General features: G+C 63.3%; 9 protein-coding genes. 2 read left to right on the top strand and 7 right to left on the bottom strand.

Going from position 1 to position 11,739, the window contains the following annotated elements; genetic code table 11:
• Positions 1–167: 167 nt before the first annotated feature.
• The gene (locus ACS3WB_RS12010) at positions 168–1,661 is read left to right on the top strand and encodes a M48 family metalloprotease (RefSeq protein ID WP_438275793.1); all 1,494 of its coding nucleotides are present in this window, start codon (positions 168–170) and stop codon (positions 1,659–1,661) included.
• A gap of 405 nt (positions 1,662–2,066) precedes the next feature.
• Here the strand turns inward: ACS3WB_RS12010 and ACS3WB_RS12005 are convergent, their stop codons facing one another.
• The 5 genes from ACS3WB_RS12005 to ACS3WB_RS11985 form a co-directional block, all read right to left on the bottom strand.
• Positions 2,067–2,894 (bottom strand): CarD family transcriptional regulator, encoded by an 828-nt coding sequence (locus ACS3WB_RS12005; protein WP_438275792.1) that lies wholly within the window; start codon positions 2,892–2,894, stop codon positions 2,067–2,069.
• Between the two features lie 395 nt (positions 2,895–3,289).
• The gene (gene fdxA, locus ACS3WB_RS12000) at positions 3,290–3,628 is read right to left on the bottom strand and encodes a ferredoxin FdxA (RefSeq protein WP_438275791.1); all 339 of its coding nucleotides are present in this window, start codon (positions 3,626–3,628) and stop codon (positions 3,290–3,292) included.
• A 74-nt stretch (positions 3,629–3,702) separates the two neighbouring features.
• Positions 3,703–3,999 (bottom strand): RNA-binding S4 domain-containing protein, encoded by a 297-nt coding sequence (locus ACS3WB_RS11995; RefSeq protein WP_438275790.1) that lies wholly within the window; start codon positions 3,997–3,999, stop codon positions 3,703–3,705.
• Positions 4,000–4,093: 94 nt separating this feature from the next.
• Complete coding sequence (locus ACS3WB_RS11990; RefSeq protein WP_438275789.1) at positions 4,094–7,480, bottom strand: helicase-related protein; 3,387 nt, start codon at positions 7,478–7,480, stop codon at positions 4,094–4,096.
• A gap of 568 nt (positions 7,481–8,048) precedes the next feature.
• On the bottom strand, positions 8,049–8,906 hold the full coding sequence (locus ACS3WB_RS11985) for a DUF3108 domain-containing protein (protein WP_438275788.1): 858 nt from the start codon (positions 8,904–8,906) through the stop codon (positions 8,049–8,051).
• A gap of 334 nt (positions 8,907–9,240) precedes the next feature.
• Between ACS3WB_RS11985 and rpmB the strand changes: the two genes are divergently transcribed.
• Positions 9,241–9,531 carry a 50S ribosomal protein L28 gene (rpmB, locus tag ACS3WB_RS11980; protein WP_438275787.1) on the top strand — a complete coding sequence of 97 codons (291 nt, stop codon included), beginning with the start codon at positions 9,241–9,243 and terminating at the stop codon, positions 9,529–9,531.
• Positions 9,532–9,659: 128 nt separating this feature from the next.
• Here rpmB and ACS3WB_RS11975 read toward each other — a convergent pair whose 3' ends face one another.
• Positions 9,660–10,541: a patatin-like phospholipase family protein gene (locus tag ACS3WB_RS11975; RefSeq protein ID WP_438275786.1), complete on the bottom strand. Its 882-nt coding sequence runs from the start codon at positions 10,539–10,541 to the stop codon at positions 9,660–9,662.
• A gap of 67 nt (positions 10,542–10,608) precedes the next feature.
• A complete protein-coding gene (locus ACS3WB_RS11970) occupies positions 10,609–11,694 on the bottom strand; it encodes an esterase-like activity of phytase family protein (protein ID WP_438275785.1) in 1,086 nt (361 codons plus the stop codon).
• Positions 11,695–11,739: the final 45 nt, after the last annotated feature.

The raw sequence follows: 11,739 nt of genomic DNA, 5'->3' as shown, positions 1-11,739 counted from the left end.
GTCGTGACCTGGTATTCAGAAACTCGCCGAGCGCGAACTTCTGAGTCTTGGTCGCGCGAAAATGGTAAGATGCTGGCGGTTCCGAATTCCGGCATTCGCAAACAAGCCTACCGGGAAGGTTGCGAGTGTTGGAATAGAGTCACCGATCGGGCGGAGATGTTGCGACGATGGCGGGGAGCACAGAACGGCGCGGGACTGGAATAGGCCGCCGCCTTTTGGTTGCGCCTATCGTTCTGGTGGGCGCGACGCTCATCCTGGCCGGCTGCGGGGACGTGAACCGGTTCCAGACCGCAGCCCCTCATTCCGTCAAACCTGCAAAACCGGCGCGGGCGGCGGTGCAAACCCCGGCAGCCGAACACGAGCATGAGCGCATCCTCGCCTCTTACGGCGGTGCCTACGACGATCCGCGGCTCGAAGCACTGATCAACAAGACGGTCGAGCGGCTGGTCGCGGCGTCGGAGCGCCCCGATCTCACCTACAAGGTCACGATTCTCAATTCGGGCGCGGTGAACGCCTTCGCGCTGCCGACCGGCCAGCTTTACGTCACGCGCGGTCTGGTCGCGCTCGCCAACGACACCTCGGAACTGTCCTCGGTCCTGTCGCATGAAATGGCGCACGTTCTGGCCAAACATGCGGCGATCCGCGAGGACCAGGCGCGGCAGGCCGCCCTCGTCAGCCACGTCGTCACCGAGATGGGTACGGATCCGGATCTGACGGCGCTGGCGCTCGCCAAGTCCAAGCTGACGCTGGCGAGCTTTTCACGCGCCCAGGAATTCGAGGCCGACGGCATCGGCGTCGGGATTTCCGCGCGGGCCCATTTCGATCCCTACGGCGCGGCGCGCTTCCTGGCGGCGATGGAGCGCAATGCGGCGCTCAAGGCCGGCAAGCCGTCGCTGGACCCGCGCTCACAGGACTTCCTGTCGTCGCACCCCGCAACGCCTGAGCGAGTCGAGAACGCAAAGGCCAATGCGCGGCAATACAGTGCGCCTGCACAAGGCGAGCGCGACAGCGAGACCTATCTCGACGCGATCGACAACATCGTCTACGGCGAGGATCCGAGCGAGGGATTCGTTCGCGGCCGCCGCTTCCTGCACCCCAAGCTCGGCTTTACCTTCCAGGCCCCGGAAGGTTTTTCGCTCGATAATACGGCCCAGGCCGTGATCGGGGTGCGCGAGGGCGGCAGCCAGGCGATGCGCTTCGACGTCGTCCGCGTGCCTGCCGAGCAGAAGCTCACCGAATATCTCAACTCCGGCTGGATGGAGAACGTCGACAAAGGTTCGACCGAGGAGTTGACCATCAACGGTTTTCCCGCCGCCTCGGCGGTCGCCAACGGCGAGCAATGGCAGTTCCGGGTCTATGCCCTGCGCTTCGGCAGCGACGTCTATCGCTTTATCTTCGCAACCCGCCACAAGACCACCGAGAGCGAACGCAACGCCCGCGAGACAGTCGCCTCGTTCCGTCGCCTGACGCTGGATGAGATCCAGGCGGCGCGCCCGCTGCGGATCAAGGTCATCACCGTGCAACCCGGGGATACCGTGGAATCGCTGTCGCATCGCATGGCGGGCGTCGATCATCCAGCGGAGCGTTTTCGCGTGCTCAACGGTCTCGACCCGCACGCGCAGGTCAAGGTGCGCAGCCGGGTCAAGATCGTGGTGGATTGATCTGCGCCGTCATGCATTCAAGGACGGTCCAACGAAATCGCTAGAGTTCCTCTAATGGAATCAAAGCCGGGCTCCAGCTTTTTGTTTGACGCGTTTTCTTTACGCGAACCGGCATTCATTTCGCTTGAAAACGCTATGGAAGCGCCGATTGACCCTCCCGCTTCCGGTGGCTCGAAGTCATACCAGCGTTTTCGAATGATGCGGATACCTGCTCGCATCAAGAAGCACGTCGAGATCAATCATGGGGACCTGCTTCGGATTCCGTCAGAAGCGAGTGAACTCCATTCCTCCAGACGCTCTCAAAGGTAGGGAGAGGAATTCGCATCGCTTCGACGAAGAACGTTCCAAAGAAAAACCCGGCCACTCGGCCGGGTTTTTCTTGTCCTGATGCAGTCGAAAAGCCTGTTACGCAGCTTCGTCGGCGACCGCCGCGTCATCACCATCGGCGTCGGCGTCAATGTCGCCATCGGATTCGGCGTCGGCCTCCGCCTTGGCGCCGCGACGCGGGCTCTTGGCGAGTTGGCCCTCGATTTCCTTGACCGCCTCGGTTTCCGTCACGTGCTGAACGACGGCGATCTCGCGCGACAGACGATCGAGAGCGGCCTCATAGAGCTGACGTTCGCTGTAGGATTGCTCGGGCTGCGATTCCGAACGATAGAGATCGCGCACCACCTCGGCGATCGCAACGATGTCTCCCGAATTGATCTTGGCTTCATATTCCTGCGCGCGGCGCGACCACATCGTGCGCTTGATGCGCGCGCGGCCCTTCAGCGTTTCAAGCGCGCGCTTGACCAGGCCCGGCTCCGACAGCTTGCGCATGCCGACATTCGCGATCTTCGCAGTCGGAACCCGCAGCGTCATCTTGTCCTTCATGAAATTGATGACGAACAGCTCAAGCTTGGCGCCCGCAATCTCCTGCTCTTCGATCGCCAGAATCTGGCCGACACCGTGCGCCGGATAGACCACGAACTCGTTGGTCTTGAACCCCTGGCGCTGGGTCAAAACCTTCTTCGGCTCCTCGACCCGGAGCGCGCCGGCCTTGGCGGGAGATTTCGCGACGGTCTTGCCGGTCACCGCGGTTTTCGCTGCGGACTTTGCAGCCGGTTTCGCGGTCCTGGAAGCAGCCCTGGCGACTGATGCCTTCGATGCGGCAGCCTTCAAGGCAGCCGTCTTCACCCCGGCGGTTTTCGAAGCAGCGGTCTTGGCGGCCACTTTGGCAGTCTTGCTTGGCATTTCGCCTCTTTTATTTCTCGAGGATTTTCCGGCCGTGCCCTTGGCAGCCGTTCGGGCGTTCGTGCCAGCGGTCCGGGCACGAACCCGTGCTGCACCGCGGCGAGCCGCAGATGCCCTAGAAGTATTTTTTTTACGCGTTTTCTGTGACACAACCTGCGCGTGGACATGCCACGCCCTGTTCGATGTTTTCACGGGAGCCCCTCAGGGGGCTACAAGCAGGTAAAAACGTAATCCAGCTCCGAAAACACGACCAATATAGCACATTTTCCGCAAAAATCAATGATTTAAACCGGAGGAACCTTCTTCAGGACCGCTTTTGGCAGGGCCGGTCAAAAACAAGGTTAAGGCCGGGGATGCCACTCGGCCCTCCCCCGCAATGCGGTCCCGAGATTAACTCAGTCTCCGGATCCCGGATTGGAAGAAAAATACTTCTCGAATTTGCCTTCAACGCCCTCGAATTCCTTGGCGTCGGGCGGAGAATCTTTTTTCTGCGTGATGTTGGGCCAGCTTTTGGCGTATTCCGCGTTCACCTCGAGCCACTTCTCCAGTCCCGGCTCGGAGTCTGGCTTGATGGCTTCGGCCGGACATTCGGGTTCACAGACACCGCAATCGATGCATTCATCGGGATGAATGACGAGCATGTTCTCGCCTTCATAGAAGCAGTCGACGGGGCAAACCTCAACGCAATCAGTGTATTTGCACTTAATGCAGGCATCGTTGACGACGTAAGTCATCCAAGGCTCCGGAGGATCAAATTTGCAGGCTGGGGTACCGCAGGAACAGCGTGGCTGCAAGCCGTGGAGTAGCGCTATGTGTGCGATTGACGTCCGTCGGAAGCATCTGACACGTCATCATAAAGCGCTCTTGCGGCAGTTGCGTTCCCGCGCCTTTCGGCAAATCCGGTGACCCTGAGAATGCGGACACCGTGGCTCAGTCCGACCGTGAGTACGTCATCGACCTTGAGGGGATGTCCCGGAGATTTCTCACGCGCGCCGTTGACGCGAACATGACCGGACTCGATCAGGGCCGCAGCGTGGGTCCGGGCTCTGACCACTCGCGCATGCCACAACCACTTGTCGAGACGCTGGCGCTCCGGGACAGCCAAACAGCTTCACATCCATAGCGTTTTCACGCGAAGTGAATGCCGGTTCGCGTGAATAAAACGCGTTAGACGAGTTTGCACCCTGTCGCCTGCGCGATCACTCCTTGCGGCCGGCAAGCTGGTCCTTGAGCGCAGCGAGTTTCGCAAACGGCGAATTCGGATCCAGCGCTCGCTCGCGCTCGCGCGGCGCACTGCTGGCGTAGGGGCGGTGCGAGGGCCCGGCGTCCGAACGTCCCTCGCGGCCCCCCTTGCGCGAACCCTGAAACCGGCCCTTGTCCTGATCCCTGTCTCTGTCCCGATCCCGACCCTTACCCTGGAAACGCTCGCGCGGTGGACGTCCTTTGCCCTCGCGCGACTCACCGCCGGGCGCGCGCTCGCTCCCGGCGGACCCGGCTCCGGCTGGTGCATCGACATATGACCTGCGGCGTCCCCGCCCAGGCCGCTCGCGTCCCTGCGCCCCCTCGCCCGCTTCGCCATCCGCGGCCGCGGATTGTTGCGCGCCATCCTGCCCCGCCTGATGCCGGCGATGGCGGGTGCGATCGTGGCGCGGACGCCGGTCGGCAGGACGACCGCCTGGCCGCCAGACCTCGACCGTCGCCGGCTCGACGTCACTTGCAGCGACATCCGCGGCGCTCGCGGCGGATGTCTCGCCCTCCGGCGCACTCCCGGCGTCAACGGCGCCCGATTCGGCTTGCGCAGAATCAGAGGGTGCGGGTTCAGGAGCCTCGGAAGCCGGCAGGACCGCAGCGTCGGACGACACCGTCGCCTGCATATCCTCGGCCGTACCAGCGGCTTCGGCCTCCGTAGCGATCGCCTCCGACGACCCCGCATCCGCCGTTAGCGCTGGCTCCGCAACCAATCCGGGATCGGGCGCACCCGTGCCCTCCGACGCAACTCCCTGCCCTTCGGGCATGGCGTCCGGCACAGTCGATTCCTCCGGCACGCGCTCCGACACCTCGGCGGACGTCGCCTCCGCGCCCTCAATCGCCGGAACGGGTTCTGTCACGGGTGGAGGCGCCGGACAACGCTCCATGCGATAGCCGAGCGCCCGCAGGATGGAGGCGAATTCCTCGCCGGCGGTGCCGACGAGCGACGTCATCGCCTGGGTCACAACGAAGCCACGGCCGTCGAATGCACCGGCCGGCATGACGCCGAGGGCACCTTTCCGCCACGCCAGCGCGGGACGGATCAGATCAGCCAGTCTCTCGAGGATATCGACGCGAACCACCCGCTCGCCGCATTGCCGATAGCCAAGGGCACGATAGGCGTCCTGATTGAGCAGTTTGTCGGCCGGGAACGAAGTGCGGCCGCTGGCAGCCAGATGCTGCGCGCTCGACAGCGCCGACAGATCGACATTGTCCTGCTTCTGCGCCCACAACAGCGAGGCCAGCGCTCGCGCCGCCGGTTTCAGGAGCGCCGGGAAATGGATGTGATAGGCGCCGAAGCGCACGCCATATTTACGCAAGGATGCGCGCGAGGGCTGATCGAGATCTTTCATCTCGGTGGCGATCTTCGACCGCTCCAGCACGCCGAGCGCCTCGATCAACTGGAATGCGATGCCGCGCGCGATGCCGGTGACATCCTCGGCCTTGGTCAGTTCGAACAGCGGTCCCAGCAATTTCTCGACGTGAGTTTTCAGCCACAGGTCGAGCCGGGCCTGCACCGCATCGCGCGGAGCGCCGGTGAGCCGCTCGTCGGAAATGATCCGGATCCGAGGACGCAATACGTCGTCGGCGGCAACCAGCCGCGCCACGGCGTCTCCGGTCCAGCGGATGGTGCCGTCCGAGGTCAGCACGAACTGATCGTCCGGCGCGGCGGACAGCTTTTCTGCGCGCGCTTCGATTTCACCGGCCAGCGCCTTTTGCGCGATCGCCTGCAACGCCTTGGCTTCCGAGCCGGCTTCAGTCGCATCGGGCGCGAACGTAAAGCCGTCGAGACGACCGATGACATGGCCCTCTACGATCACCTCGCCGGTCTTGCCGATTTCCGTTTCCAACATCGTGTTTTCCCGCAGGCGGCGCATCAATACACTGGTCCGGCGATCAACGAAACGCTCAGTGAGCCTTTGGTGCAGCGCATCAGACAATTTATTTTCGACCTCGCGCGAAATTCCCTGCCAGTGGTCGGGGTCGGCGAGCCAGTCCGGCCGGTTGGCGACGAAGGTCCAGGTCCGGATTTGCGCAATCCGCCCCGACAAAGTGTCGATACCGCCGTCGGTACGATCGGCCTGCGCGACCTGAGCGGCGAACCAGTCGTCAGGAACGCGGCCATTGCGCATCAGGAAGCCGAATAACGTCGTCACCAGTTCGGCGTGGGCGGCCGGCGCGACCTTGCGGTAATCCGGAATCTGGCAGGCGTCCCACAGTCTCTCCACGGCCGCCGCGCCCTGCGCCATGGCGCGCACGTCGACATCGCGCGCGGCGTGATCGAGCACGCGCAGATCCTCGGCAATCGGCGCGCGGGTCAGCGCCTCGTGCGAGGGCGTCAGCGCCAGCGATACCTGCAAGGCGCCGAGCGAGGAGAAGTCGAGATCGGAATTGCGCCACTGCAGCGTCCTGACGGCCTCGAAAGTATGGTTCTGCAACGCGTTGACGAGTTCGGGCTCGAACGGCGCGCAGCGTCCGGTGGTGCCGAAGGTGCCGTTGCGCGTGGCGCGGCCGGCGCGACCGGCGATCTGTGCGAACTCAGCCGGATTCAGCCTGCGAAACTGGTAGCCGTCATATTTTCGGTCGGAAGCGAAGGCGACGTGATCGACGTCGAGATTGAGGCCCATGCCGACCGCATCGGTGGCGACGAGATAATCGACGTCGCCGGACTGAAACAGCGCGACCTGCGCATTGCGGGTGCGCGGGCTGAGCGATCCCAGTACCACCGCCGCGCCGCCGTGCTGGCGGCGGATCAGTTCGGCGATGGCGTAGACTTCGTCCGCTGAAAAGGCGACGATGGCGGTGCGGCGCGGCTGCCGCGTGATCTTGCGGTCGCCGGCGAATTCAAGTTGCGACAGCCGGGGACGGGTGATGATGCTCGCGCCGGGCAAAAGCCGCTCGATGATCGGACGCATGGTCGCAGCGCCGAGCAGCAGCGTCTCGTCGCGGCCACGCCGGTGCAGAATGCGGTCGGTGAACACATGGCCGCGCTCCAGATCGGCGGCAATCTGGATTTCATCGACGGCGAGGAACGAGACGTCGAGGTCGCGCGGCATCGCTTCGACGGTCGAGACCCAGAAGCGCGGCTTCGACGGCTTGATCTTCTCCTCGCCGGTGATCAGCGCGACCGAATCCACACCGGCGCGGTCGGCAATCTTGTTGTAGACCTCGCGGGCGAGCAGCCGCAGCGGCAGGCCGATAACTCCCGAGGAATGCGCCAGCATCCGCTCGATGGCGAGATGGGTCTTCCCGGTATTGGTCGGGCCAAGCACCGCCGTTACGCCCGCACCGGGCGCGCGGTCATTGCCGGGCGGAGATATCGAAGATGAAAAGGCCATATTTTCCGAGGGTTTTCACAGCGCTAGTGGAGCGTATTTGACGTTCGCGACGTGCCCGGCCGCGAATCCGGAAGGCAAGTGTCAAATCCAACCTCCACCAAATCCCACATTTGCTGGTGGTCCTATGGTTCCTACCATTGCGCAAGCACCTGCTGAGAACGGACGCAAATGTTCGAATCGGACCGCCGGGATCCGATGTGTTTCACAATGCGACGCCTGGAGGGCCGCGGCTTAAACTTTGGAACGAGTCCGGAACGAATCGCGCCCGAATCGCTGACTCTCCTCTTCTCCGGGTTCGTTCACCGCAACATCTCGCGTTCAGGTCGACATGCGGCAACTAGATCAAGTTCTATAGCCATCAACAAGAGCGGTTATTTCTCCCAAATTATGAATCTGGAGGGCGCACGAATTCCGCGGCAGGAGTCAACAGGATTCCGAAGAGCGCGGCGCATATAGGCGGATATTGGTTTGCGGGATGCGTGCAAGATGATCGAGGGCGCATTCCGAAACTCTCTCGGTAATCGGTCGTTCCATTTCAAAGCAGCGCACGATCAGTGCGGGGTTGCTGCTATTGCGCCTTCGCTGCGGCTTTCGGCGTCGCGGTCGTGATGAACTGGGTCGCCTCCAGCTTGCCGGTGCCGAGCGGCGTCGGTATCGTCAGACGATAGGGCACCAGCACCCGCGTACCGGCGATCGGCGCCAGCCAGATTTCCATGTCGCGCCGGGCGGCGAGATATTTGATCGCAAGGCGGTCGGGGACGTAGCCGGCGATCGGCGCGAAATAGATTGCGCAGACCACCGCCGGGCCATGATAGCCCTTTTCCGACTTCACCGTTTCCATGCGCTTGAAATCGAGGCGCAGGTCGTAGCGCATGCGGCCGTCGAAGACCCCGGTCGCGGCATGGCAGGCTTCCGGACCGAGCGGATCGGCGGTGCCGGGCACGCGCAGCAGCGTGGCGCTCATCGGATCGAGCACGCCCCGCTTATGCGCGTCGGTGACCGGAGTACGCTTGGTATCCACCGGTGGGGTCGGCTCGATGACGAAATCCTTCACGTTGCCGCCGGCCAGCGACATGCGGATGGTCTCGGACTTCTTCGACGACGAGATGGTGGCGGTATAGGTCACGGGAGCGAGCGCGCCGTTGACGATGCGACCCTGTGAACTGCCGCTGCCGGTGCCGTGGGCAAATGCCTTGAGGAGTCCGGTGGTGCCGCCGCTCGCGGCGGCCGAATATTGGTCATCGGAGATGTCGACCGCCCAGGCGCCGGTTCCCACGAGAATCCCGGCCAAAGTGACGTCGTAGTGAGCCTCCAGCTTGCCCTGCGCGGCCGCCGGAGCAGCCATCGCCAACATCGCGGCAAGAAGTACGAAAGATGTGGCGGCCGGAGTCCGGACCAAAGCGGGCATCGACCGGGACAACCACATTCGGGATAAGCTCACTTAAGGGATGGTCCTGCACGTCACGTTGCGGGTTCACGCGGCTTGCAAATCCGGCTCTCAGCCGGTCGGTCGAGCGCCATGATGTCGATACGGATTGCGCCCTTTATATGATGGAGGGACGGGCGACGGTTCGCCGAAAACAGGCCTGAATGAAGCAGTTGGCGTTCATTTGCATCGCAAACGACCCGACTTCGGCCCTCCATGCCTTGACGCCCCGCCGCTCTCCTCCTATACGTCCGCTGTTCCTGAAATGGACGCGATTTCGAACCCCCGAGCCCGCCCTGAGGGTCGATGCCGGGGACGACAGAGGATTTTCGCCATGTCGCGGCGCTGCGAACTGACGGCTAAGGCTCCCCTGGTGGGCCACCGGGTCAGCCATTCCAACATCAAGACCAAGCGGCGTTTCCTGCCGAACCTGGTGAACGTCACCTTTCTGTCCGAAGCGCTGGCCCGCCCGGTGCGGCTGCGCGTATCGACCAACGCGCTGAAGAGCGTCGACCATCGCGGCGGCTTCGATGCCTTCCTGCTGAAGGCGAAGGACTCGGAGCTGTCGCTGAAAGCGATCGAGATCAAGCGCCAGATCGAGAAGAAGCAGGCCAAAGCCGGCTGACACGGCGAGCGATCGGTCGCTCGCGCTCATCGTCGTCGCGAAAACATACAGGGCCGGGATCGCGCAAGCCGAACCCGGCTTTTGCTTTTGCGGACGCGCCGCGGTCTTCACGCAATAGGCTGTCACGCTCAATGCTCGTGAGGCCGCAATTCGCCGGGCACGCCGCGCTGTTCGAGCCCGCCTGCTGCGATCCACCGTTCGGTCTTCCGGGTTGCACGTTCGATGTGTTCTTCGGTGCGCGAAAAATCATAGGGCGAGCCGACCAGCGGGCAGAGCGGCGGCACGACATGATACTCGATCGACGGATCGATATATTCCAGATCGTCGACCATCTGCCGCGCGATCAGCAGCGTCACCGCATGAAGCACGTTGGCGACAGCGCCCTTCGGCGGCACCTCGCCAGCGCATGCCGTTCCGGTCGGCAGAATGATGAGGCGCCGCGCGCCCTTCTCGAGAGCGACCCTGATCGGCGTGTTGCTCGAGATCGCGCCGTCCGCGAGAAACATCTTCCTGTAGCGGACCGGCGCGAACACGCCGGGAATCGACGTGCTCGCCACGATCGCCTCGGTGGCCGAGCCTTCGGAGAGCACGACGGCGCCGCCGGTCAGGATATTGGTGGTGACGATATGCACCGGCAGCTTCGCATCCTGAAGATTTTTGTAAGGCAGGTGATCGTCGATCAGCTTGCGCACGCCCTCATGTGAGATCAGAAAATCCCGCCGCCAGAGAAACCCGAGCAGGGTCATGACCGAGACCGGAAATACGTCCCGACGGCTCAGGCTGCGCCAGATTTCCGCGAGACGCTTCACACCGTCGAGGGTTGGAACGCCTGCGTAATAGGCGCCGTTCAAGGCCCCGACGCTCGATCCAACCACAATGTCGGCGGCGATGCCGTGCGCGGCGAGTGCATACATCATCCCGACCTGGATGGCGCCGAAACTCCCTCCGCCCGCGAACACGAAAGCTGTTTTGCCCGACGAATTGCTGGACGATGGCGTTGAGACTGACAAACTTGCGGCTCCTTCTAGTGGCTTGATCCTGACATCCAAGTCATGGTTGGAGCGCCGGTCGCCCCGTCTATTCGACCAGCGTAAACTGCAGCAGCAGCGTGCGCTGGATCAGCAAAAAATTGTCGTCGGACACAAGCGTCACGACGACGTCGCCGTTGTCGTTGACGAACGCGTCCAGCCCTTCAAAATTGTCGATCTCCTGCCCGAGATCCGCGTCGAAAATCGAGGGGCCGTCCACCAGCGCGCCGGGCGCGACCGCTGTCATCGCAATGCGGCGGATGCGGATGCCGATGCCACCGGTCAGCGAGAATTTGCGTTCGAGGATCAACAGGTCGCCGGTGGTGGGCAGCAGGCAGGCATCGCTGATGTCGAAATTGTCGGTGCGGCGGATCGAGAACTGGCCCGGCGATGGCCCACCGATCAGGAACGCCACGATATTACGGCCGGCATCGAGGCCGCGCTCCGAGATCGCCATCAGCGTCCCGCCGAGCGGCCTGCCAGGTGGAACGACCACCAGCGCCTCCAGCCCTCGGTTGAACGGCAGCCTGCGCACGGCCGGCGGCGTCTCGACATCCTCGCCGCGGGCGCGCGTGAAGTCCTTGGCGAAATCGAACCGCATGATGCGGTTGACGCGCTCGATGCCGACATAGACGAACGATCCGTCGAGCGCGATCGACTCGGTGTCGAAACGGCCGTGCGCAGTGATCGGCTTGCCGTCGTGACCCAGCATCGGCGCGGCTTCAACATCGGCCAGCCCGGTCATCTCGCCGGCGGTCCCATAGACGATGCGTCCGGTGATCCAGGTGCCCTTGTCGCTCGCCGAGATGAATTGCCGCCCTTTCGGATCAACACGCAAGCTCGACAATCCTCCGAAGCCGGGAAACGACGAGGTCAGGACCAGGCCGCTGCGAAAGGCGAGCGCGCCGAAGCGTGTGCGCGAGCGGTCGCGCAGGTCGAAGGAGGGAATCGGCCGCGCATTCACGGTGATCGACACCGGCGCCGGCGGCGTCAGTTCGTCGGGTGGCGGCTGCGTCCGAGGGTGCGTTGCAAATTGCGCGCGGGCGGCGACGGGATACGTCAACACGAGGCACGTTGCCGTCAGAATCAGCAAGCGGCGGCGATCGATCAACGGAACCATCGCTGAGAGGACCATCTTTCGGCGACGTGTCCCGGACGCAACGTGGAATTCTTATGCCAC

Source organism: Nitrobacter sp., assembly GCF_051535215.1.
Lineage (GTDB): Bacteria > Pseudomonadota > Alphaproteobacteria > Rhizobiales > Xanthobacteraceae > Nitrobacter.
The sequence above is the reverse complement of the archived record's forward strand: the minus strand, read 5'-3'. Positions and strand labels throughout refer to the sequence as shown.

Bases quoted from the DNA above. Each gene is read 5' to 3' on its own strand.
- ACS3WB_RS12010 (WP_438275793.1), top strand. From the start codon at position 168: ATGGCGGGGAGCACAGAACGGCGCGGGACTGGAATAGGCCGCCGCCTT.
- ACS3WB_RS12005 (WP_438275792.1), bottom strand. From the start codon at position 2,894: ATGCCAAGCAAGACTGCCAAAGTGGCCGCCAAGACCGCTGCTTCGAAA.
- fdxA (WP_438275791.1), bottom strand. From the start codon at position 3,628: ATGACTTACGTCGTCAACGATGCCTGCATTAAGTGCAAATACACTGAT.
- ACS3WB_RS11990 (WP_438275789.1), bottom strand. From the start codon at position 7,480: ATGGCCTTTTCATCTTCGATATCTCCGCCCGGCAATGACCGCGCGCCC.
- ACS3WB_RS11985 (WP_438275788.1), bottom strand. From the start codon at position 8,906: ATGTGGTTGTCCCGGTCGATGCCCGCTTTGGTCCGGACTCCGGCCGCC.
- rpmB (WP_438275787.1), top strand. From the start codon at position 9,241: ATGTCGCGGCGCTGCGAACTGACGGCTAAGGCTCCCCTGGTGGGCCAC.
- ACS3WB_RS11970 (WP_438275785.1), bottom strand. From the start codon at position 11,694: ATGGTCCTCTCAGCGATGGTTCCGTTGATCGATCGCCGCCGCTTGCTG.